Origin of the sequence: Massilia sp. BKSP1R2A-1 (assembly GCF_050586525.1) — a bacterium.
In the GTDB taxonomy this organism is placed as follows: Bacteria; Pseudomonadota; Gammaproteobacteria; order Burkholderiales; family Burkholderiaceae_D; genus Telluria.
Window position 1 is genome coordinate 259,528 of record NZ_JBOBRE010000001.1, and the last position, 22,022, is coordinate 281,549.

Consider the following 22,022-nt stretch of genomic DNA (forward strand, 5'->3'; position numbering starts at 1 on the left):
CGCAGCCGACCGCCCTACGGCATCAATCGGCGCCGCAGCACTTCTTGAACTTCTTGCCGCTGCCGCAAGGGCAGTCGTCGTTGCGGCCGACCTTCGGCTCTTCGCGCTTGATGGTCTCGACGGCGCCCTTGCGCAGCGGGAGCCAGTAGCGGTAGATGGCCGGGATGTTGGCCTCGATCTCGAGCGCCAGCTGGTGGGCCTTTTTCGGATCTTCCACCTCCGGCAGTTCGGATTCGTCGATCTCGTCGGCGCCCAGCAGGTAGATCGGGCGCATCAGCTCGGCCACTTCCGAATCCCAGATGCGTTCCCACGAACCCGGGCGCAGCTCCATGCCTTCCCAGAAGCCCCAGCACCAGGCTTCGGCGTCGATCAGGGTGTCGCCGCCGATGTCGTGCTCGCAGAACAGCGGCTCGAATTCCTTGGGCGCGGCTTCGAAGGTGATCAGGACTTCGTTCATGAAGCGCATGATCAGGTTGATGATGCGCTGCTCTTCCTTCGGATTCTTCCAGGTCGGCGCCTGCTTGCCATCCTCGCCCCAGACACGCGGCAGCCACTCGGCCGGCATGATGGTTTCCGGACCGATCGCGATCGCGGTCAGGTAGCCGTGCAGGGTGTCCATGGTCATCGCATCCTCGGGGGAGCGGTCGGACAGCAGGAACTGGTCGAGGTCGTCGAATTCTTTGTCGGTGAGGGGTTCGTCGAGATGCATGTGAGGCTCTTGTTGCGTTGGAAGGCGCCAGTGTAACCGTTGCGGCCCCGGAGAGCACGGAAAACGTGGTGGCGCCTGGCGCCCGAGGCCTTAGCGCTTGGCTGCGAACGCCTTCGCCAGGGCATCCGCCGCAAACTGCTCCGCTTCCTTCGCTTTCGGCACCACCGCGCCCATCCCGAAGAACTCGTGCGTCACGCCGCTCCACGCGCGGTAGTTCACCGGCACGCCGTCCTGTTTCAGCTTGTCCGCATACTGCTTGCCCTCGGTCAGCAGCGGATCGATCTCGGCCGCGACGATGGTCGCCGGCGGCAGTCCCTTCAAGGTCGCGGCCTTCATCGGCAGGGCATAGGGGCTCTTCGGATCGGCGCCGTAGTGCTTGAAGAACCAGCCCATCATCGCCTTGTTGAGCGGCTTGGCATTGGCGTTGCGCTGGTAGGACGTGTTGTTCATGTCGTCGTTCACGACCGGGTAGACCAGCAGCTGGTGCAGGGGCAGCTGGGCCTGTTTGTCCCGGGCCATCATCGACACCACGGTCGCCAGGTTGCCGCCGGCCGATTCGCCGCCGACCGCCACGCGGGCCGGGTCGCCATTGAATTCCCTGGCATGCTGGATCACCCACAGGTAGGCGGCGTAGGCGTCTTCCGGCGCGGTCGGGAAGGGATGTTCGGGCGCCCGGCGGTAGTCGACCGAGACCATGATGGCCTTGCTCATCTTGGCCAGGGCGCGCGGCGAAGCCTCGTACACCTTGGTGTCGGCAATCACGAAGCCGCCGCCGTGGTAGTAGACCATCACCGGGAAGGGGCCCTTGCCCTCCGGTGTGAAGATGTGGACCGGTACGCTGCCGCCCTTCACCGGCACGTTCATGGTCTTCAGGTTCACGCCGGGTTCGGGGGCGGTGCTCTTGCCCATCTGGGTGAGCACCTTCTTGACGGCGTCGGCCGGCGTTGGCTGCTTGCGTGCTTCGGCGGGCGTCAGGGTGTCGAGCGGTTTCGGGTTCAACGACGAGAGGGCGTCGAGCACCTTCTGCATATCGGCGTCGGCCTTCGGTGGCTGCTGCGCCTGGGCAGTATTCCAGACAAAGGCTGCGGCAACGGCCGTCAATGCCAGCGGGATTGCTTTCATATTGTGTTCCTCGGTAAAAGGCCGTATGCCACGCGATTGCGTACAGGTACGCGCCAAATTCGATAATTACGCACCGGTAGCACGGCGATCTGTTCGTGTTCTCACCAAATTTGTCAAATTCTGCAGGTCATTAGGAGGGAGGGGAGGCTGGCGCTTACAATGGCTGGATGAAGAATCCGTCCATGGAAACCAGCAGCCAGGCCCATCCGTTCGAGCGCCTCGACCCGCAAACCGTCCTCGAGGCGGTCGAAAGCGTCGGCCTGTACGGCGATGGCCGGCTGCTCGCCCTGAACAGCTACGAAAACCGCGTCTACCAGGTCGGCATGGAAGAGGGGCCGCCGGTGGTGGTCAAGTTCTACCGCCCGGCGCGCTGGAGCGATGCCGCCATCCTCGAGGAGCACGCTTTTATTGCCGAGCTGGCGGAGAACGAGATCCCGGCGGTGCCGCCGCCCCCCATCGACGGGCGCACGCTGCACCTCGCCGCCGGCTACCGCTTCGCGGTCTTCCCGCGCAAAGGCGGACGCGCGCCCGAGCTGGGCGACCCGGCTACCCTGGCGTGGCTCGGACGCTTCATCGGCCGCATCCACGCGGTGGGCGCCGCGCGGCCCTTCGAGCATCGGCCGACGCTCGATGCGCAGAGCTTCGGGCGCGCGCCTTACGACTGGCTGCGCAGCCACGATTTCGTGCCGCCCGAGCTGCTGGCAACCTGGTCCAGCGTGGTCGAGCAGGCCCTGGACGGGGTGGCGCGCTGCTATGAACGCGCCGGTGAACTGCCGCTGCTGCGCCTGCACGGCGACTGCCACGGCGGCAACGTGCTGTGGACGCCGGACGGCCCGCACTTCGTCGACTTCGACGACAGCCGCATGGGCCCGGCGGTGCAGGACCTGTGGATGCTGCTCTCGGGCGAGCGCCAGGAGATGGTGTCCCAGATGGCCGACGTGCTGGCCGGCTACGAGGACTTCTGCGAATTCCACCCGCGCCAGCTCTACCTGGTGGAGGCCCTGCGCACCCTGCGCCTGATCCATTATTCCTGCTGGCTGGCGATGCGCTGGGACGATCCGGCCTTCCCGCAAGCTTTCCCCTGGTTCAACACCCAGCGTTACTGGCAGGATCGCATCCTCGAACTGCGCGAGCAGGTGGCCCTGATGGACGAGCCGCCGCTCTGGCCTGTGTGAAAAAGAGAAATTGCCCGGATTTCACCGTCCAGTTCGGCGTGCCGTGCGCGCCGGATTTGCCGGATAATCACATCGACGCAGTCCGCATCGCAGCCCGACAACGAGAATGAGCATGGAACCCATCAAGCCCGAGCCCGACGAGTCCGATTTCACGATCGATCTTTCCCACGCTGGGAGCGCGGTGCCGGAAGGAGCGGCAGAAACGCCGAAGGCGGCCGGCCGCGCCCCGATGGACATGCGCGAGATCCAGGAAGCCATCGCCCGCGTCGAGGCCGAAGCCAAGGCGAACGTCGCCGCCGAGAGCCGCGCCCACGCCGAGGCGCGCGCCCGCTCGCTGGCCGATGAGCGCGCCGCCATGGATGCGGCGGCAACCGCTGCCGCCCTGGCCAACGCCCAGGCGTCCGAAGAAGCGATCGCCGCCAACCGCGACCGCCTGGAATCGTTGCGCGCCGCCGCCCAGGCATCGAACGAGCGCCTGGAAGCGATCCGCCAGGAAACCGCCGAGCTGCGCGCCCGCGTGCAGACGGAAACCGAAACCCGCATGGCCGCCGAGGCCCGCGTCCGCGCCGAGGAAGAAGCACACCGCCGCGCCGCCGCCCAGGTCGAGGCCCAGGCCGAGATGGCAGCCCAGGCGGCCAAGGCCGCCGAGGAACTGCTGCTGCAAACCGAGCAGGCGCGCATGCAGGCCGCCGAGCGCATGGCGGCGGTGGAAGCGGCCAAGGAGGAAGTCCTGCACAACGCCAGCGCCGATGCGCGCGTGGCGATCCTGGCGCGCGAGCGCGAGCGGGCCGAACGGGGCGCCCGCCAGACCGCCGAGAAACTGGCCCAGGCCGAAGCCGAGGCGCTGGAGCTGACCCAGCAGCGCGAACTCGCCGACCAGGTGGCGCTCGCCGCGGCATTTGCGCGCGCGGCCGCCGAGGCGCGGGCGCTGGAAGAAGCGCGCGCCCTGGCCCATATCGAACAGGAGCGCGCGGCGATCGCGCTGGCGCAGGCAGAGTCCGAACGCGTCGCCGCCCAGTCGCTGCACATGCGCCTGGAAACCGAGAAGGAAATGCGCGACGCCGCCACTCACCGCGAGCGCCTCGAGCAGATGGCGGCGGCCGGCGCGGCCGCGCGGCGCGAGGCCGAGAACCGCATCATCGCCGCCACCGAGGCGCGCATCGAGGCCGACCGCAAGCTGCGCGAGGTGTCCGAGGAGCGCGCCCGCGCCGAGGAAGAGGCGAGCCAGCAGGCCCAGGCGCGCCTCGAGGCCGAGACCGTCGCCGCAGGGCATGCGCGCGAGCGCGCCGCGGCCGACGAAGCGGCGCTTGCGGCCGCGCGCCGCCAGGCCGAGGAAGAACAGCGCCAACGCGCGCTGGCCGAGGAACGCGCCGCCCTGGCGCGTGAAGCGTTCGAAGCGCAAGCCAGGGAAAACGCGGCCGAGGAAGCCGCGATGGCGGCCGTGCGCGAGCAGGCCGAGGCCCAGCGCCAGGCCGAGGAGGCCGCGCAGCGCCGTCTGGAGGGCGCCGAGCGTCTGCTACAGGCCGAACGCGAGCGCGTCGCTGCCGAGGAAGCGGCCTTGATGCGCGAGGAAGAACAATTGCAGGCCGAGCGCGCGCTGGCGCAGGCGGCGGAAAGCCGCGCCCGCGCCGCCAGCGAGACGGCGGCCCAGCTGCGCGAGCAGCTGGAGGCCGAACGCCGCGCCGAAGCCGCGCAGCAGGCGGCCCTGGCGGCCCAGCGCGAACAGGCGCGCGCCGCCATCGAGGAAGCGGAGCATGCGGAAGCGGCCGCCGCGGCCCAGCGCGCCCAGGCGCAGAAGGCGGCCGAACTGGCCGCGGCCCAGGCCGAGCGCGCCACGGTGGAGCGCCGCCAGCTGGACTTGACGGAAGCCGCCATCGCCTCCGAACGGTCGAGCACCGAGGCGGCGCGCGAATCGCTGGCCCAGGTTGAACGCAAGATGGAAGCCCAGCGCCAGCAGGCCCAGGCCGACGCCCGCGCCAGCGAGGCGGCCGCGGCGCGCCTCGCTTCCGAGCAGGCCGCCGCCCAGGCGGCGCAGGCGAGGGCGGACGCCGAGGAAGAGCAGGCCAGGCTGGCGCGCGAACGCGAAGCGGCCGAGCTGGCCGGCCTGCAGGCCGCGGTCGAGAAGCGCGACGCCCAGCGCGCCCTGCTGGAACACGCCCAGCGCCACGCCGAGATGCAGCGCAAAGCGGCCGAGGCAACCCAGCGCATGATGGAAGCGCGCAAGGAACTGGCCGACCTGGAAGCCCAGCGTTTGGACGAGCACAGCGCAGAACTGGCCGCCACCGGCAAGGCGATCGGCGAACGCAAGGCGGAAGCCGAGCACCGGGTGGCCTCGGTGAACATCACGCGCGAGGTGCTGGGCCGCTTCAAGCAGCCGGCCTCGGCGACCCAGGCGGTGACGCGGCTGGCCGACGTGATCGCCAACCAGCGCAAGAACGAGCAGGAGTGAAGGTCAGTGATATGCGTCGCATATCACTAAAAAGGCTGAGTTGATACGGCTGGTGTCTTACTGGGCAGCGCCGGCCTGGCTCGGCGACACCGGATTCACCGGCCCCGTGTTCGCCTTGGTCGCAAAATACTCGGTCTCACCGAAGCAGGAGGTCGGCACGCCGACGTGCTGCTCGTAGGAGATCTGCACCCGCTGCCCCATGGCGTTCTGCAGCTGCCTGACCACCGCCTCGTCGCGCACGGTGAAGGCGAAGCGCTCGGGAATCGCGCCCGGCATGCTCGACAGCAGGATCTCGCCCTCCCAGGTCTTGCACAGCCAGCCCTTCTTCGAGAACTTCTGCAGGTAGCCCGCCCGTTCGCCTTCCGAATACGACCAGCTCAGGGTGAACCAGGTGTACAGCCCGAACAGCACGACGATGGCGGCGAGGGCGGACAGGAGGAGGACGGTGGCGCGTTTCGGCATGGTCTTGGGCATGGCGCGATGTTCAATATAAAAAGTTGTTGTCAGGATGGCAGCTGGGCGGCCGCGCACATTCTGCCATGGCTGAGCAGAATAACAAAATGGACCGCCTCGCCGCCGCTAGGCTGGCGCACGCGCCTCGCTCTCCATGCGCCGCCGGTAAAGCACCGAGGACCACAGCGAGACCAGGATGAAGGCCAGCCCCGACAGCCCCGTGAACCACTCGGGGATGTGATAGTGCACGCTGGCGAACATGATCACGGCCAGGATGCCGATTGCGTAGTGCGCCCCGTGTTCCAGGAAGACGAATTCGTCGAGCGTGCCCTTGTAGACCAGGAACACCGTCATCGAACGCACGAACATGGCGCCGATGGCCAGGCCCAGCATGATGATGACGACGTCGTTGGTGATGGCGAAGGCCCCGATCACGCCGTCGAAGCTGAAGGAGGCGTCCAGCACTTCGAGGTAGAGGAAGCCGCCGATGCTGCCCTGCGCGATCATCTTGCCGACCGTGGGGTCTTCTTCTTCCTTTTCCAGCAGACCGCTGATCCACTGCACGCCGATATACACGAGCACGCCGCTGACGCCTGCGATCAGCACCGGGAGCTTGCGCGCCGGCTCCATCAGGTACATGGCGCCGCACACCGCCGACAGCGTCAGGAGGATGGCCAGGCCTTCGGTGCCGTACTTGCCCACCTTCTCTTCGATCCAGCCCAGCCAGTGCAGTTCCTTTTCCTCGTCGAACAGGAAGTTCAGGAACACCAGCATCAGGAAGGCCCCGCCGAAGGCCGCCACCTCGGCGTGCTTCTCGGTGAGGTGGCGTGAATACTCGTTGGGATTGTCGATCGCCATGTGCCAGACCTCGATCAGCCCCAGCCCGGTCGCGGCCGAGACGATCACCAGGGGGAAGAGCAGGCGCATGCCGAACACGGCCACCAGGATGCCGACTGTCAGGAACAATTTGCGCCAGAACTCGTTCCAGCCGCGCAGGACGGAGGCGTTCACGACCGCATTGTCGAAAGAAAGCGACACTTCCAATACGCCAAGCACCGCGGTGATCCACAGGGCCTGTAGCATACCGGCGACGCCACGATGCTCGTAACCCCACCAGCCGGCCAGTACCATCAGGATGACCGTGACCCCGATCGACAAGTGGAAATGCCGCATAAAGACCCCCGTGTTCGTATTGTGAGTATTACCAACATAGTAACGTTCCGGCCCCAGCGGCGGCGCGAGAATGCCGCAGAAAATGGTGTTGTCCAGGCTTGCTTCTGAGATAATTCTGGCCGGCATTAATTCACCTGGAAGAGACAATGGATTTCGCGTATCTCGTCACACCCGTGCTGACCTGGATGGTGGTCGGCCCGATCAAGTTCCTGATTACCAGCGTGCGCCAGCGCCGCTGGGCCTTCAATCTGGTAGGCAATGGCGGCTTCCCCAGCAACCACAGCTCGGTGGTCACCAGCATGGCGACCCTGATCGCCCTGCGCGAGGGCATCGGCCACCCGGCCTTCGGGGTCGCCGTGACGCTGGCATTCATCGTCATGATCGACGCCAACAGCCTGCGCCAGCACGTGGGGCGCCAGGCGGCCGCGATCAACAAGCTGGCCTGCGAGACGGCCGGCCACGTCGTCCTGCGCGAGCGCATGGGCCACACCCTGGTCGAGATCGGCGGCGGCATCGCCACCGGCATCGGCATGGGCTTCCTGATCCACGCCCTGTTTGGAGCATGATCTTATAGTTGACAGATGGGCGGACAGCCGGACGTCCGCCCTGTCCGGAAACGGACGGCATTTCATCCGTACGAAATGCAGTTCGTCGCGTCATACCGCATTTCATCCCTCGATTTCCGCAGTATGCAGAGTCGTCAATTGACGCCCCCAGGGCACTACTGAATACTGCGCGCTGGCTGTTCATATTCGCATTTTTAAAAAGAAGACGAGGCTGTGAAAAGTTGCATTTTCCACAGCCTTCAAACTGAGTCCATTCTCTGGAGAACCACATGCTGCGCAAATCACTACTCGTCCTTGCCATAGCCACGGCGCTCGCCGCCTGCAGCAAGGAGCCCGCCAAGCCGGGCGCCGAAGGGGCGCCACAGGCCGCCAAGGCCGATCCGAAGGACAAGCGTCCGACGCAGCTGCAGGTCGCACCGGAAGACGTGCTGACCATCCGGAGCGATACCCTGACCAGCGGCCCGGTCGTGACCGGTTCGATCCAGCCGGAGCGCAAGGCCGACCTGCGCGCCGAAGTCTCGGCCGTCGTGCTCCAGGTCCTGAAAGAGAATGGCGATCCGGTCAAGCGCGGCGACGTGCTGGTGCGCCTGGATGAGACCGCGATCCGCGACACCGTTTCCTCCGCCGACGAAGCCGTGCGCGCCGCCAGCCAGGCCCTCGACCAGTCCAACCGCCAGCTCGAGCGCATGAAGACCCTGCGCGCTTCCGGCATGACCTCGGCCGTCGGCCTGGACGAAGCCGAAGTGCGCCGCAACAGCGCCCAGAGCGAGCTGTCGGCCGCCCGGAGCCGCGCCGCGACTGCCCGCCAGCAACTGTCGCGCACCGTGGTGCGCGCACCGTTCGACGGCATCGTCTCGGAACGCAAGGTCTCGGCCGGCGACACCGCCACCATCGGCAAGGAACTGGTGAAGGTCATCGATCCGAACAGCATGCGCTTCCAGGGCCGCGTCTCGGCCGACTCGATCGCTGCCGTCAAGATGGGCCAGAAGGTCAATTTCCGCGTCAACGGCTATGGCGAGCAGCAATTCGCCGGCGTCATCAAGCGCATCGACCCGGCCGCCAATGCGGTCACCCGCCAGGTGGAAGTCGTGATCGAGTTCGCCGACAAGGTCCAGCCGAAGGTGGCCGGCCTGTACGCCGAAGGCCGCGTGGACGCCGCTTCGACCGACGCGCTGATGCTGCCGGAAGCAGCCGTGGTCAAGTCGGGCGACAAGGCCTATACCTGGCGCATCAAGGACAAGACCCTGAGCAAGGTCAACCTGGTGGTCGGCGCGCGCGACCCGCGCACCGGCAACCTCGAAGTCAAGCATGGCCTGGCCCAGGGCGACGTCGTGCTGCGCTCCCCGACCTCGAACCTGAAGGACGGCCAGAAGGTCGAAATGGCCGCCGCCCGCGTCGCCAGCGCCGCCGGCGGCGCAGTGCAAGGGAAATAAGGAAAACAATAAATGTTCCTCTCTAATTTCAGTGTCAAGAAGCCCGTCGCGACGATCGTGCTGATCGTCGCGATGATGGCGATGGGCCTGCTGGCCCTGTCCAAGCTGAAGGTCAACCAGAACCCGGACGTCGAACTGCCGATGATCTCGGTCGACATTCCGTACCCGGGCGCCTCGCCCGAGACCGCCGAGCGCGAGATCACCAACCGCATCGAGAAGCAGCTGCTGGCAGTCCAGGGCGTCACCGAAGTCAACTCCAACTCCTACGAGGGCGGCGTGTCGCTCTGGATGGAATTCGACTTCGACCGCAACCTGATCGAAGCCTCGGACGACGTGCGCAACGCCATCGCGGCGGTGCGCTACAAGCTGCCGGTCGAGATGCGCGAGCCGATCCTGCGCCGCATCGACACCTCGGCCGAGCCGGTGATGCAGCTGGCCCTGTCGTCGAGCTCGCAGAGTCACGCCGAGATCTCGCGCTATGCCGAGGACGTGCTGGCCGACCGCTTCCGCGCCATCGAAGGCGCCTCCACGGTCACCGTGAACGGCGCCCTGCGCCGCGAGCTGTCGGTCCTGCTGCGCGCGGAGAAACTGCGTGAGTTCAATGTGTCGGTGTCCGACGTGGCCAACGCCCTGCGCACCCAGAACACCAATGCGCCGGTGGGCAAGCTGCGCAGCGAACTGGACGAGAAGGGCATCCGCCTGGTCGGCCGCATCGAACGTCCGGAAGACTTCTCGCAGGTCGTGGTCAAGCGCAACGGCGACCAGATCGTGCGCCTGAACCAGGTTGCCGAGATCCGCGACGGCTACGCCGACGTCAACAGCCTGTCCATGCGCAGCGGCAAGCCGAACGTGGGCATCATGATCTCCCGCGCCCGTGACGCTTCCACCGTGTCGCTGGCCAAGAAGGTCCACAAGGTCGTCGAGGAAGTCGGCAAGGAACTGCCGGAAGGCACCAAGCTGGAAGTCACCCGCGACGGCGGCGAAGACGCCCAGAGCAGCCTGAACAACGTGATCGAAGCCCTGGTGCTGGGTGCGATCCTGACCATCTTCGTGGTCTACGCCTTCCTGAATTCCTGGCGTTCGACCCTGATCACCGCGCTGTCGCTGCCGACCTCCGTGCTGGCCGCCTTCATCGCCGTGTGGCTGTGCGGCTTCACCCTGAACTTCATGACCCTGCTGGGCCTGTCGCTGGCCATCGGCGTGCTGATCGACGATGCGATCGTGGTGCGGGAAAACATCGTGCGCCACATGGAAATGGGGTCAGACCGCCGCACCGCGGCGCTGGAAGGCACCGCCGAGATCGGCATGGCCGTGGCCGCGACCACCTTCTCGATCATGGCCGTGTTCATCCCGGTCGCCTTCATGCCGGGCGTGTCCGGCGAGTGGTTCGGTCCCTTCGCCCTGACCGTGACCTGCTCGGTGATCGTGTCGCTGTTCATCTCCTTCACCCTCGACCCGATGCTGTCGGCCTACTGGGGCGACCCGCCGGGCCACCACAGCGCGCCGAAAAAGGGTGTGGGCAAGCTGCTCGACCGTTTCAACCACTGGTTCGACCACCAGGCGGAACGCTACGGACGCGTGATCGAGTGGGCGCTGCACCACCGCAAGTGGATGGCCTTCATCGCCGTGCTCAGCTTCATCGGCGCCATCGCCCTGCACTCTGCGTTCGGCGGCTCGAGCTTCCTGCCGAAATCCGACAACGGCGCCATCATGGTCGAAGTCCGCGTGCCGGCGTCGTCGAGCGTGGAATACTCGCGCCGCAAGGTCGAAGCAGCGGCCGAACTGGCGCGCCAGATTCCGGAAACCGAGGACACCAACAGCAACGCCAACCTGAGCGGCGGCCGCGTCTATGTCGACATCGGCAAGCGCCGTTCGCGTGACCGCACCGCCGCCGAGATCGCGGTGGAACTGCGCGAGAAGGTCAGCCGCCTGGTGGGCGCCGAGTACACCGTGATCGACGACCTGAACGGCGGCGGCAAGCCGGTGCAGGTGCAGTTCACCGGCCCCGATTCGCGCAAGCTGATGGAGCTGACCACGGCCTATATGGAAAAGCTGCGTGAAGTGCCGGGCGCCGTCGACGTCACCCTGTCGGAGCAGGATCCGAAGAACGAGCTGCAGATCGTGCTCGACCGGGGCCTGGCCAATGCCATGGGCATCTCGATCAACGACGCCGCCCAGTCGCTGCGCGTGGCCTTCGCCGGCATCGAAGTGGGCGACTGGGTCGACCCGAGCAACGAGACCCGCGACGTCGCCGTGCGCCTGCATCCGGAAGACCGCGTCAGCACCGAGAACATCGAGCGCCTGCCGATCTCGGTCAGCGGCACCGGCATGATGGTGCCCCTGGAGCAGATCGCCACCATCACCATGGGCAAGGGCCCGGCCGGCATCCGCCACCGCGACGGCGAGCGCATGATCACGGTCTCGGCCAATGCCCAGGGCCGTTCCCCGGGCGAAGTGACCGCCGACGCCATGAAGCTGGCCAAGACCTTCGACTTCCCGCCGGGCTATGGCCTGAAGCTGGGCGGCGCCGGCCAGGACCAGCAGGAAGTGTTCAGTGCCATGGGCATCTCGCTGCTGTCGGGTATCGGCCTGATGTACCTGATCCTGGTGATGCAGTTCGGTTCCTTCACGGCCCCGCTGGGCGTGATGCTGTCGCTGCCGCTGTCCCTGATCGGCGTGGTGGTGGCCCTGCTGCTGACCAAGAACACCCTCAACCTGATGAGCCTGATCGGCGTCATCATGCTGATGGGCCTGGTGGCCAAGAACGCGATCCTGCTGCTCGACGCGGCGCGTGAACTGGAGAAGCAGGGCGTCGACCGCGAGGAAGCGCTGATGGCGGCCGGCCGCAAGCGCCTGCGTCCGATCCTGATGACGACCTTCGCGCTGATCGCCGGCATGCTGCCGGTGGCGCTGGCCCTGGGCGACTCGGGCGAGTTCTACCAGCCGCTGGCCATCGCGATCATCGGCGGCACCATCACCTCGACCTTCCTGACCTTGCTGGTGGTGCCGACCTTCTACGACAGCATCGAGATCGCCCGCGACCGCATGTTCGCGAAGTTCAACCGCCGCGCGGAGCGCCAGCCGGTGCTGGTCGCCTTCCTGCTGACCTTCGTGGAAGCGATCCTGACGATCCTGCTGGTGCGCGCCGTGTTCCGCTTCATCCTGTGGCTGGGCCGTCTCGTGACCGGCCGCCGCGGCGGCAAGGCGCTGCCTGCCTGAGGCAGGCGGGCGCGAGCCCGGCAGTCACCAACGGCCAGCCATGTGCTGGCCGTTTTTCTTTGGCTGTGTTCGCGCTCATTGGGTGAACCAAATCCTGTTGTCGAAGTCTTACGCATCGTCGAGTTAACTCATCCGGAGTGACGATGCAAAGCTTGCGCTTCGACGAATTGTTCGCCTGCCTGTCCGCAGCGCCAATGTCCAGCAACGACCTGGCCCGGCTGCGCGCGTGGATCGACAGCATCCGCGACCCGGCCGAGTGCCTGGCGCTCATCGAAGCGGCCGCGGCAGGCCGGCCATGTCCGCATTGTGCTGGCGCGCGCGTGCACCGGTCCGGCTTCGCCAGCGGCCTGCAGCGGTTCCGCTGCCTGGGCTGCCGCCGTCCTTTCAACGCGCTGACCGGCACGCCGCTGGCCCGGCTGCGCAAGCGAGCGTGCTGGCTGCCCTATATTCAATGCTTGCTGGAATCACGCACCGTGCGCGACGCGGCGCTCGCCACCGGCGTGCATCGCACCACCAGCTTCCGGTGGCGCCACCGCTTCGCGCCGGGCGCCGCGCGCCACCGGCCGGCGGCCTTGTCGGCGATCGTCGAGGCCGACGAAACCTATCGGCTGGAATCGCAGAAGGGATCGCGCACGTTGACACGTCCGCCACGCAAGCGCGGGGGCGCTGCCCGGCGGCGCGGCATCAACCGCGAGCATGATTGCCTGCTGGTGGCGCGCGACCGCATGGGCATGACGCTGGACTTTCATACGGGACGTGGTCCCGTGACTGCGGCGCAGCTACGCGCCTGCCTGCAGCCAGTGCTGCCCGGCGACGTGTTGCTCATCAGCGATGGCGCGGCTGCCTATGCCCGGTTTGCCGCCGACGCCGGTATCACGCATGCGTCCGTCAATGTCCGGGCAGGCCGGCGCGCACGCGGCGCGATCCACATCCAGAACGTCAATGGCTGGCACAGCCGTTTCAAGGGTTGGCTCGCTCGGTTCAAGGGTGTGGCCAGCCGCTACCTGGCGAACTATTCGGGATGGCGGCGATTACTGGACGCGCAGGCGTTGCGTACGCCAGCGCTGTGGCTGTGCACTGCGGTACGACAAGCTTAGTAAACGCGGCCGCGCACGCATAATCAACGCGAACACAGCCTCTTCTTTGGCGGCTAACTCTGTTACACACGCATGAAAATTCGCCGAATCTGAGCCTGAAGTCCCATGTTTCTTCTACAATACGGTAGCGTCAGGACCACCCGGCCTGAAGCGCTCGTCCACCTTTGCCCCCTGCCATGCCACAGTCCCGTCTTCTTCCTCCCGCCGCCCCATCCGACCTGAACTGGCTGTCCGGCGGTGGCGAGATGGGCGCCTTGATCCGCTCGATGGATTGGTCGGCCACGCCGCTGGGCCCGCTGGAAAGCTGGCCGCAGAGCCTGCGCACCACGGTCAGCCTGTGCCTGTCCTCGACCTTCCCGATCCTGGTGTGCTGGGGCGAGGACGACATCCAGATCTACAACGACGCCTACCGGCCCATCTGCGGCGGCCTGCATCCGGCCTCCATGGGCGGCGCCTTCAAGAAGGTCTGGGCCAGCGCGCTGCCGGTCGTCGGCGATGCCTTCGACCGCGCCCACCAGGGAGAGGGTGCCTACATTCGCGACCAGCGCATGTTCCTCGACCGTCATGGCTACCTCGAAGAAGCATTCATGACCTTTTCGTTCTCGCCGATCCGCGACGAGTCCGGAACTGTCGGCGGCGTTTTCCATCCGATCACGGAAACGACGTCCCAGGTGCTGGGTGCGCGCCGCACGCAATGCCTGCGTGCGCTGAGCGCCGCGCTGGCCGATGCGCGCACCCTGGGCGACATCGGGCGCCAGCTGTCGGCCCAAGGCCAGCAACTGGCCCTGGACGCGCCTTACCTGCTGTTCTACCAGCGCGGCGACGAGGGCGAGTTGCTGCTGCGCGGGCGCACCGGTATCGAAGGGAACAGCGAGCTGGCGCCGGCCAGCGTCGCGCTCGATGCCGCACCCTGGCCATTCGCCGAAGCGGCATCCACACGCGGTGCCGTGCGCGTGGACGGCATGGCGGGGCGCATCGACCCGCTGCGCTGCGGACCGTACGAGGAAGTGCCCGATTCGGCATTGGTGCTGCCGATCCTGCTGCCCGGGCAGCAGGATCCCTACGGTTTCCTGGTCGCCGGCGTCAGCGCACGCCGCGCCCTGGACGCCGACTACCGGCATTTCTACGACGGGCTCGTCGCAGCCGTGGGGACGGCCGTCGGCAATGTGGTCGCCTACGAGCAGGAACAGCGCCGCGCCGAGGAACTGGCCCGCATCGACCGCGCCAAGACGGCCTTCTTCTCCAATGTCTCGCACGAATTCCGTACGCCGCTGACCCTGATCCTGGGGCCGCTCGACGACGCCCTGAACGATACCGCCGAACCGCTTGCCCCGGCGCAGCGGCGCCGCCTCGACCTGACCCACCGGAATGCCCTGCGCCTGCTCAAGCTGGTCAACTCCCTGCTCGACTTCTCGCGTATCGAGGCGGGCCGGGTACAGGCCAGCTATCTGCCGACCGATCTGTCGCGCCTGACGCTCGACCTGGCGGGGGTGTTCGAATCGACCATGGCGAAGGGCGGCCTGGCCTATGCGGTGGAAGCGGAGGAGCTGGGCGAGCCGGTCTGGGTCGACCGCGACATGTGGGAAAAAATTGTCTTCAACCTGCTGTCGAATGCCTTCAAATTCACCCTGGCGGGCAGCGTGACTGTGCGGCTGGCGCGGGTGGACGGGATGGCGCAGCTCACGGTGTGCGATACCGGCACCGGCATTCCGGAAAGCGAGCTGTCGCGCGTGTTCGAGCGCTTCCACCGGATCGAGGGCGCGGCTGGGCGCAGCTACGAGGGTACCGGCATCGGGCTCGCCCTGATCCAGGAGCTGGTGCGCCTGCACGGCGGCAGCATCGTGGCCGAGAGCGTGGCGGGCGAGGGTTCGCGCTTCGAGGTGCGCCTGCCTTTCGGCCACGCCCATCTTCCGTCCGATCGCATCGCGGCGGCGCCGGCGACCGCGCAGGAAGCACAGGAAGCGCAGGCCGGACCCATCGGCGCGGCATTCGTGGAGGAAGCAATGCGCTGGCTGCCGGAGGCGGACGAGAACCCGGTGCCAGCCACGCCGGCCGCGGTGGTGACGCGCAGGGACGAGCGCCGCATGGGACGGCCGCGCATCCTCGTCGCGGACGACAACAACGACATGCGCGCCTACCTGAAAAGCCTGCTGGCGCCGCATGCGGAGGTCACGGTCTGCGCCGACGGCGACGCCGCCTTCCGGCTGATCGAACGGGATCCGCCCGACCTCGTGCTCACCGACGTGATGATGCCGGTGCTGGATGGCTTCGGCCTGCTGGCGCGGATCCGCGCACATGGCGAGTTGCGCCGGCTGCCCGTGATGCTGCTATCGGCGCGCGCCGGCGAGGAGGCCAAGGTCGAGGGGCTTCAGGCAGGCGCCGACGACTACATGGTCAAGCCCTTTGCCGCCAATGAACTGCTGGCGCGGGTGCGCGGCCAGCTGGTGCTGGCCGAGGAGCGGCGCAGCCAGGCCCGCGAGACGGCGGCGCGCGAGCAGTACTTCCGCGCCCTGGTCGACGCCGCGCCCGTCATGCTGTGGACCACCGACGCGGACGAGCAATGCACCTACCTGAGCCAGCGCTGGTATGACTTCACCGGTCGCCAGCCGGAGCAGGACCTCGGGCGCGGTTGGCTGGAAAACGTCCATCCCGACGACCTGCAGCGCACCGTTGCCGCCTACCTCGACGCGGCCGCGGCGCGCATCCCGGTGTCGCTCGACTTCCGCCTGCGGCATCGCGACGGCAGCTACCGCTGGGTGATCGACAACGGACTGCCGCGCGTCGATGCCTATGGACACCCGAACGGCTACGTCGGCACCGTCATCGACGTGCACGAGCGGCGCATGCTGCAGGAGCGCTTCGAGCAGGTCGCACGCGCAGGCGACATCGGCGTCTGGTATGCGGATGCACCGTTCAGCCGCTTCCAGCTCAACGACGAGATGGCGCGTCACCTGGGCCTCGGACACAACCGGCATGCGCATATCCGCGCGCTGCTGGCGGTCATCGACCCGGCCGACCGGCCGCGCGTGGAATCCAGCATGCGCCGCACCCTGGCCGAAGGCAGCAGCCTGGATGTCGAGTTCCGGACCGACGCCGCACACGGCGGACGCTGGCTGCGCGCGATCGGCTGGTGTGGCGGCAACGACGCAGCCGGCGGCCAGAAAGTGTTGCGCTTCGACGGCGTCACCCTGGATGTCGGCACCCATAAAGAGGCCGAGCATGATTTGCGCCGCCTGGCCCAGGAGCTGAGCGAGAAGAACCGCCAGCAGAGCGATTTCCTGTCGACGCTCGCGCATGAGCTGCGTAACCCACTGGCGCCGATCCGCGCCGGCATCGAACTGATGCAGGCGGACGCCGACCCGGCCCGCCAGCGCGAGGTGCAGGCCATGATGCGGCGCCAGGTCGAGCACATGGTGCGCCTGGTCGACGACCTGCTCGACATGGCGCGCCTGGCCGAGGGAAAGCTGACCCTGCGTCCCGAAACCGTTCTGCTTTCCTCGGTCGTGGACGAGGCGGTGGCCATGTGCATGCCGCTCGTCGCGGCGCGCGCCCATCGCCTGGCGCTGCGGCTGCCCCCGGAACCCCTCGCGCTGACAGGAGATCCGCACCGGCTCGCCCAGGTGCTCAGCAACCTGGTCAACAACGCGGCCAAGTACACGCCAGATGGCGGCGACATCGTGGTCGAGACCGGCCAGGAGGGAAGCATGGCGCGCATCGACGTCATTGACAGCGGCATCGGCATCCCGGCGGAGGTGCTTCCCACCGTATTCGACATGTATGCCCAGGGCCGCGCCAGCGAGGTGATGGGCGACGGCGGGCTGGGCGTGGGACTGAACCTGGTCCAGCGCCTCGTTCACCTGCACGGGGGCCGCGTGGCCGCGGCGAGTGCGGGGGAAGGCAAGGGCAGCCGTTTCACCGTCTGGCTGCCGCTGTCCGAGACGGCGCCGGCGGTGCCGTCTGCGCCGCCGGCGCCCGCTCGCCACCATGTCGCGGCGCAGGGACTGCGCATACTCGTCGTCGACGACAATCAGGACGCCGCCGACATGCTCGCCTCGCTCCTCGCGATCGGCGGCCACCAGGTGCAAGTGGCGCACGACGGCGCCGGCGCGCTGGCCGCCGCGCAGGCCATGGCCCCGCATGTCGTGTTCCTCGACATTGGCTTGCCCGACATGAGCGGCCACGACGCATGCCGGCGCCTGCGCCTGCTCGACGGTACGAAGACGGCGATGCTGGTCGCACTGACCGGCTGGGGTACGGAGGAAGACCGGCGCAGGACGCGCGAGGCAGGTTTCGATCATCACCTGACCAAGCCGGCCGAGTTCGACGCGGTCGAGTCGCTGCTGGACGAGGCGCTGGTGCGTGTGAACCGCGCTTGAGTGATGCGTTGCGCTGACGCCAGCGCCGGAAGAACAAAAGCCAGCCGCAAGGCTGGCGATCGCCGCATCCCCGAGACAGGGATGCGAGAGAACGGCGGCAGGAAGCATTTCTTCCGGCTGGCCCGGAAGTTCCCGGAGCCCGCATGGCGGGCCCCGTTCCTTGCCATGCGGACGGCTTACTGGCCGGTGGTCGGCGGGGTGGTGGTGCCGGTGGTGCCCGACGTGCCGGTGCCGGTGGTGCCGGTTGCGCCAGTGCCGGTGGTGCCGGTCGCGCCGGTGCCGGTGGCTGCCGGATCCATCGTGGTCGGCGGGGTGGTGGTGGTCGCCGGATCGGTCATGGTGCCGGTGCCGGTGGTGCCGGTGCCGGTTGCGCCGGTGCCGGTGTCACCCGTGGTGCCGGTGGCGCCCGAAGTGCTGCTCGGGGTGGTGGCCGAGGTGTCCGGCGTAGTGGTCGTGGTGTCGGTCGCCGGCTCGTTCTTGCGGCAGGCGCCCAGCAGGGAGGCCAACACGGCAGCAGTCAGCAGGATTTTTGGTGCTTTGGTCAGTGCGTTCATTGTTTAAACTCCTCGTTCACGTCTATCTTGTGCCACGGGCTCCAGGTGAGGCCTTGGAGTGTCCGTGGCGCCAGGGTTAGGTCCTCCGAGGGTTCGTGAACCCAGCAGTGGAACCATCAGGGAACCGACGCAATACGCGGCCCCGGGGTCGGTGCACGATTCCGGCGAACCTTAGACCGAAAGCCGGCCGGCCAGTTCGAAAGAAACGCATACCGCGTACTCCATTCCGCTCTACGCTGCGGAAGTGCCGGGAACAGGTGCTAGGCACCCACTCCCCAAGCCACCGGCGCAGGCCGGATGGTCTCATGGTCGCGGGCATTTTCGCCGGCGATCTGTTCCAGCAGGGCGGGAATCTCTTGCGAAATTTCCCGCGCCAGGTATCCGAGTGTGCCCATGCGCCGGGCCAGGTGTTCGCCGGAGCGCGCATGCAGGGCCACGCCCCAGCATGCGGCCTGGTCGAGCGCCGCGCCGCGTGCCGCCAGTCCGGCGATGATGCCTGCCAGCACGTCTCCCGAACCGGAGATCGCGAGGCCCACATTGCCGCCTTCATGCTGGTACAACGTTCCATCGGGCGTTGCGATGACAGTGCGCGCACCTTTTAATATGACCACCGCATTCCAGTCGCGCGAGGCGACGAGTGCGCGCGGGTCGGGATCGCGGCAGATGTCTTCCTTGGCGATGCCGGTCAGGTGCGCCATCTCGCCCGCATGCGGGGTCAGGATCGGCGGGCGTTCGAAACGCCAGGGCCGGTCTTGCGGCCAGTCGGCCGGCGGATGCAGCAGCGCGCCCATGGCGCAGGCATCCAGCACCACCGCCGTGCCCGCGGCCTCGAAGCGCGGCAGCAGCGCATGCACCAGTTCGGCCGTGGCCGTTTCGTCGCGCATGCCGGGCCCGATCAGGATGGCGTCGACGCGGTCGGCCAGCGGGTCGAGGCGGGCCACGGCCTCGAGTTTGATGCCGGCGCTGTCGTGCTCCTCCAGCCCGATCACGCGCGCCTCGGGCATGGCCAGCGCCACCAGCTGGGCCACGCTTTTTCCGGTGGCCACGGTGAGCTTGCCGGCGCCCGCGCGCAGGGCCGCGGTGGCCGCCAGGATGATGGCGCCCGGCATCTCGCTCGAGCCGCCCAGCACCAGCACGTGGCCGCGGATTTCCTTGTCGCCCTCGACCGCGGGCATCGGCACGGCCCAGCTGCGCAGCAGGGCTGTGTCGACGTCATGCACGGCGGTGGCGCGGGGGGGCGTGTCCATGGTCGCGGTGGGTTTATGCCTTGGGAGCGGAGGGCAGGTCTTTGCTTGCGGTGACGGGCGTGCCGGTGGCTTCCAGCGGCGCGACGAAGTTCACCAGGCGCAAGGCCAGGTGGCCGCCCTTGCCCAGCGTCGGGTCGTATTCGTAGGAGGTGACCGAACAGTTCGGGACGTCGCCGGCGCGGTCGAAATCGAGGATGGCCTTCTCGTTCATGCGCTCAAACAGGTAGCGGAAGCAATTGACCGTGACCTGGTGCGCGACGATGAGGACGCGCTCGCGGCAGTACTCGCGGTTCAGGGTATCGATCACGCTGCGCAGGCGCAGGATGACGTCGCACCAGCTCTCGCCGCCCGGCGGGCGGAAGTAGAACTTGCCGACGTGCTGGCGCTGTTCGTAGAGCTCGGGGTAATGGTGGGCGATGCCGTGGGTGGTGAGGCGGTCGAGGATGCCGAACTCTTTTTCGCGCAGGCGCTCGTCGGATTCGACGATGAGCCTGGCGCGGCCGAGGCGCTGCATCATGATGTTGGCGGTCTCGGCGGCGCGCACGTAGGGCGAGTGCAGCACCACGGTCGGCTGCTGTTCCGGCGGCAGCGCCGCGAACCAGGAGCCGAGCGCCTGCGACTGCCGTTCGCCGAGTTCCGACAGGGGCACGTCGACGTCACGGTCGGCGATGTCGATGCGGTGTCCGGCGGCTGCTTCCGCCAGGTCGCGCGCGACATTGCCAGCGCTCTGTCCGTGCCTGACCAGCCAGATCTCCTGCGGCCACTTCTGTTCCATCACGAGCCCGTCTTGATGTTGACATGGCGTCATCATAGACGGATTCGGCGGCCGCAAAGCGCACGATTGCGGGCTTTCCGGACCTGCTCGTCGCAGCGTCGGAAGGGTCTTACACGCGCCCGATTGTCCCTTCCGATGAGGCTGTTGGAAGCGTCGGAGCGTGCTTACACGACTTGCTCGTCGCCATCGAGATTGATGTCGGCATCGCTCTGGAACACGCGCATGTCCTGCTGGCCGAGTACGCGGCCGGTGATGGTGCCGGCCGTGATGGAGCCGCTCACGTTGAGCGCGGTGCGGCCCATGTCGATCAGCGGTTCGACCGAGATCAGGAGGCCCGCCAGCGCCACCGGCAGGTCCATCGCCGACAGCACGATCAGCGCCGCGAAGGTGGCGCCGCCGCCGACCCCGGCCACGCCGATCGAGCCGAAGGCGATGATGGCCAGCAACGGCAGCAGGAAGGAAGCCGTCATCGGGTCGATGCCGACGGTGGGGGCGATCATCACCGCCAGCATGGCGGGATAGATGCCGGCGCAACCGTTCTGGCCGATGGTGGCGCCGAACGATGCCGCGAAGTTGGCGATGCCTTCCGGCGTGCCCAAACGCGCGGTCTGGGTAGCAACGCTCATCGGGATGCTGCCGGCGCTGGTGCGCGAGGTGAAGGCAAAGGCCAGCACCGGGAAGATCTTCTGCGCATAGCGCAGCGGGTTCAGGCCGCTGCCGGCGATCATCAGGAGGTGCACGCAGAACATCAGGGCCAGCGCGCAGTAGGAGGCGGCGACGAAGCTGGCCAGGCCGAGGATGTCTTGCAAGCTCGAGCTCGACACCACCTTGGCCATCAGGGCGAACACGCCGAACGGGGTCAGGCGCAGCACCAGGGTCACCATGCGCATGATGATGACGTGGGCCACATGCACGAATTCACTGAAGGACTGGAACACTTCCGGCTTCTTGCCGGCGATGCCGGTGGCCGAGATGCCGACAAAAATCGAGAACACCACCACCGCGATGGTCGAGGTCTTGCGCGCCCCGGTCATGTCGAGGAAGGGGTTGGCCGGAATGAAGGAGAGCAGCATGCTCGGCAGCGAGATCTCTTTTGCCGCCGCGAGATTGCCTTGCAGGTATTCTCCACGCGCCACTTCCGCAGTGGACGCCGTGAGGCCGACGGCGGACAGGCCGAAGAGCTTGGCCATCGCGATGCCGATCGCGGCCGCCACCACGGTGGTAACGAGCAGGATGCCGATGGTCAGCGTGCTGATGCTGCCGAGCGAGGAGGCATTGCGCAGCTTGAGGATGGCCTGGACGATCGAGACCATGATCAGCGGAATCACGATCATCTGCAGCAGCTTCACATAGCCGCTGCCGAGCACGTCCAGCCAGGCATTGGTGGCGGCGACCTCGGGCGAGCCCGCGCCGTAGAAGGCCTGCAGGGCCGCGCCCAGCAGCACGCCCAGGCCCAGTCCGGTGAAGACGCGCTTGGTGAAGGAGACGTGATTGGCCTGGAGGCGGTAGAGCAGGACGCAGACGACGAGGGCGACGGCGAGGTTGATCAGGAGCGGGAAATTCATTGGAACCTTTATGCAAGCCGATTCTTCACAGCTCATGCGCCGTGGAAATCAATCGACACATTCTATAGGCAATCCGGCATCTCCGTGAAATGCGGATCCCGTGCTTGTT

Annotated in this window: 15 protein-coding genes; 7 read left to right on the plus strand and 8 right to left on the minus strand. The window is 67.3% G+C overall.

Annotated features, from left to right (window positions below; translation table 11 throughout):
- Positions 1 to 22: 22 nt before the first annotated feature.
- The gene (locus ACQ7JA_RS01135; protein ID WP_430894075.1) at positions 23 to 709 is read right to left on the minus strand and encodes a UPF0149 family protein; all 687 of its coding nucleotides are present in this window, start codon (positions 707 to 709) and stop codon (positions 23 to 25) included.
- Positions 710 to 799: 90 nt separating this feature from the next.
- Positions 800 to 1,831: an alpha/beta hydrolase gene (locus ACQ7JA_RS01140; protein ID WP_430894076.1), complete on the minus strand. Its 1,032-nt coding sequence runs from the start codon at positions 1,829 to 1,831 to the stop codon at positions 800 to 802.
- A gap of 182 nt (positions 1,832 to 2,013) precedes the next feature.
- Here ACQ7JA_RS01140 and ACQ7JA_RS01145 point away from each other — a divergent pair, with 182 nt between their 5' ends.
- Both ACQ7JA_RS01145 and ACQ7JA_RS01150 read left to right on the plus strand, forming a co-directional pair.
- A complete protein-coding gene (locus ACQ7JA_RS01145) occupies positions 2,014 to 3,006 on the plus strand; it encodes a serine/threonine protein kinase (protein WP_430894077.1) in 993 nt (330 codons plus the stop codon).
- 112 nt (positions 3,007 to 3,118) lie between these two features.
- On the plus strand, positions 3,119 to 5,455 hold the full coding sequence (locus tag ACQ7JA_RS01150) for a hypothetical protein (RefSeq protein ID WP_430894078.1): 2,337 nt from the start codon (positions 3,119 to 3,121) through the stop codon (positions 5,453 to 5,455).
- Between the two features lie 57 nt (positions 5,456 to 5,512).
- Here the strand turns inward: ACQ7JA_RS01150 and ACQ7JA_RS01155 are convergent, their stop codons facing one another.
- Entirely contained in the window at positions 5,513 to 5,929 is a 417-nt protein-coding gene (locus ACQ7JA_RS01155; RefSeq protein WP_430894079.1) for a hypothetical protein, read from the minus strand.
- Positions 5,930 to 6,034: 105 nt separating this feature from the next.
- Positions 6,035 to 7,081 carry a DUF475 domain-containing protein gene (locus ACQ7JA_RS01160; protein ID WP_430894080.1) on the minus strand — a complete coding sequence of 349 codons (1,047 nt, stop codon included), beginning with the start codon at positions 7,079 to 7,081 and terminating at the stop codon, positions 6,035 to 6,037.
- A gap of 146 nt (positions 7,082 to 7,227) precedes the next feature.
- Between ACQ7JA_RS01160 and ACQ7JA_RS01165 the strand changes: the two genes are divergently transcribed.
- From ACQ7JA_RS01165 to ACQ7JA_RS01185, 5 genes are all read left to right on the plus strand, one after another.
- Positions 7,228 to 7,647: a divergent PAP2 family protein gene (locus ACQ7JA_RS01165; protein WP_430894081.1), complete on the plus strand. Its 420-nt coding sequence runs from the start codon at positions 7,228 to 7,230 to the stop codon at positions 7,645 to 7,647.
- Positions 7,648 to 7,916: 269 nt separating this feature from the next.
- A complete protein-coding gene (locus ACQ7JA_RS01170) occupies positions 7,917 to 9,080 on the plus strand; it encodes an efflux RND transporter periplasmic adaptor subunit (RefSeq protein ID WP_430894082.1) in 1,164 nt (387 codons plus the stop codon).
- Between the two features lie 12 nt (positions 9,081 to 9,092).
- Entirely contained in the window at positions 9,093 to 12,299 is a 3,207-nt protein-coding gene (locus ACQ7JA_RS01175) for an efflux RND transporter permease subunit (RefSeq protein ID WP_430894083.1), read from the plus strand.
- A gap of 143 nt (positions 12,300 to 12,442) precedes the next feature.
- Complete coding sequence (locus tag ACQ7JA_RS01180) at positions 12,443 to 13,396, plus strand: IS1595 family transposase (protein ID WP_430894084.1); 954 nt, start codon at positions 12,443 to 12,445, stop codon at positions 13,394 to 13,396.
- 176 nt (positions 13,397 to 13,572) lie between these two features.
- The gene (locus ACQ7JA_RS01185; RefSeq protein WP_430894085.1) at positions 13,573 to 17,772 is read left to right on the plus strand and encodes an ATP-binding protein; all 4,200 of its coding nucleotides are present in this window, start codon (positions 13,573 to 13,575) and stop codon (positions 17,770 to 17,772) included.
- Positions 17,773 to 17,948: 176 nt separating this feature from the next.
- On the opposite strand, the gene ACQ7JA_RS01190 is transcribed toward ACQ7JA_RS01185, so the two are convergent.
- The 4 genes from ACQ7JA_RS01190 to ACQ7JA_RS01205 all read right to left on the minus strand — a co-directional run bounded on the left by ACQ7JA_RS01190 (position 17,949) and on the right by ACQ7JA_RS01205 (position 21,913).
- The gene (locus tag ACQ7JA_RS01190) at positions 17,949 to 18,326 is read right to left on the minus strand and encodes a hypothetical protein (protein WP_430894086.1); all 378 of its coding nucleotides are present in this window, start codon (positions 18,324 to 18,326) and stop codon (positions 17,949 to 17,951) included.
- A 260-nt stretch (positions 18,327 to 18,586) separates the two neighbouring features.
- Positions 18,587 to 19,573 carry an NAD(P)H-hydrate dehydratase gene (locus tag ACQ7JA_RS01195; protein WP_430894087.1) on the minus strand — a complete coding sequence of 329 codons (987 nt, stop codon included), beginning with the start codon at positions 19,571 to 19,573 and terminating at the stop codon, positions 18,587 to 18,589.
- 13 nt (positions 19,574 to 19,586) lie between these two features.
- Positions 19,587 to 20,348 carry a histidine phosphatase family protein gene (locus ACQ7JA_RS01200; RefSeq protein WP_430894088.1) on the minus strand — a complete coding sequence of 254 codons (762 nt, stop codon included), beginning with the start codon at positions 20,346 to 20,348 and terminating at the stop codon, positions 19,587 to 19,589.
- Between the two features lie 164 nt (positions 20,349 to 20,512).
- Positions 20,513 to 21,913: an L-cystine transporter gene (locus ACQ7JA_RS01205; protein ID WP_430894089.1), complete on the minus strand. Its 1,401-nt coding sequence runs from the start codon at positions 21,911 to 21,913 to the stop codon at positions 20,513 to 20,515.
- Between the last annotated feature and the right edge of the window lie 109 nt (positions 21,914 to 22,022).

What these genes read in the sequence shown, in the direction of transcription:
- ACQ7JA_RS01150 (WP_430894078.1), top strand. Translation starts at nt 3,119, where the DNA reads ATGGAACCCATCAAGCCCGAGCCCGACGAGTCCGATTTCACGATCGAT.
- ACQ7JA_RS01135 (WP_430894075.1), bottom strand. Translation starts at nt 709, where the DNA reads ATGCATCTCGACGAACCCCTCACCGACAAAGAATTCGACGACCTCGAC.
- ACQ7JA_RS01185 (WP_430894085.1), top strand. Translation starts at nt 13,573, where the DNA reads ATGCCACAGTCCCGTCTTCTTCCTCCCGCCGCCCCATCCGACCTGAAC.
- ACQ7JA_RS01140 (WP_430894076.1), bottom strand. Translation starts at nt 1,831, where the DNA reads ATGAAAGCAATCCCGCTGGCATTGACGGCCGTTGCCGCAGCCTTTGTC.
- ACQ7JA_RS01160 (WP_430894080.1), bottom strand. Translation starts at nt 7,081, where the DNA reads ATGCGGCATTTCCACTTGTCGATCGGGGTCACGGTCATCCTGATGGTA.
- ACQ7JA_RS01165 (WP_430894081.1), top strand. Translation starts at nt 7,228, where the DNA reads ATGGATTTCGCGTATCTCGTCACACCCGTGCTGACCTGGATGGTGGTC.
- ACQ7JA_RS01175 (WP_430894083.1), top strand. Translation starts at nt 9,093, where the DNA reads ATGTTCCTCTCTAATTTCAGTGTCAAGAAGCCCGTCGCGACGATCGTG.
- ACQ7JA_RS01200 (WP_430894088.1), bottom strand. Translation starts at nt 20,348, where the DNA reads ATGGAACAGAAGTGGCCGCAGGAGATCTGGCTGGTCAGGCACGGACAG.
- ACQ7JA_RS01195 (WP_430894087.1), bottom strand. Translation starts at nt 19,573, where the DNA reads ATGGACACGCCCCCCCGCGCCACCGCCGTGCATGACGTCGACACAGCC.
- ACQ7JA_RS01145 (WP_430894077.1), top strand. Translation starts at nt 2,014, where the DNA reads ATGGAAACCAGCAGCCAGGCCCATCCGTTCGAGCGCCTCGACCCGCAA.
- ACQ7JA_RS01170 (WP_430894082.1), top strand. Translation starts at nt 7,917, where the DNA reads ATGCTGCGCAAATCACTACTCGTCCTTGCCATAGCCACGGCGCTCGCC.
- ACQ7JA_RS01190 (WP_430894086.1), bottom strand. Translation starts at nt 18,326, where the DNA reads ATGAACGCACTGACCAAAGCACCAAAAATCCTGCTGACTGCTGCCGTG.
- ACQ7JA_RS01155 (WP_430894079.1), bottom strand. Translation starts at nt 5,929, where the DNA reads ATGCCCAAGACCATGCCGAAACGCGCCACCGTCCTCCTCCTGTCCGCC.
- ACQ7JA_RS01180 (WP_430894084.1), top strand. Translation starts at nt 12,443, where the DNA reads ATGCAAAGCTTGCGCTTCGACGAATTGTTCGCCTGCCTGTCCGCAGCG.
- ACQ7JA_RS01205 (WP_430894089.1), bottom strand. Translation starts at nt 21,913, where the DNA reads ATGAATTTCCCGCTCCTGATCAACCTCGCCGTCGCCCTCGTCGTCTGC.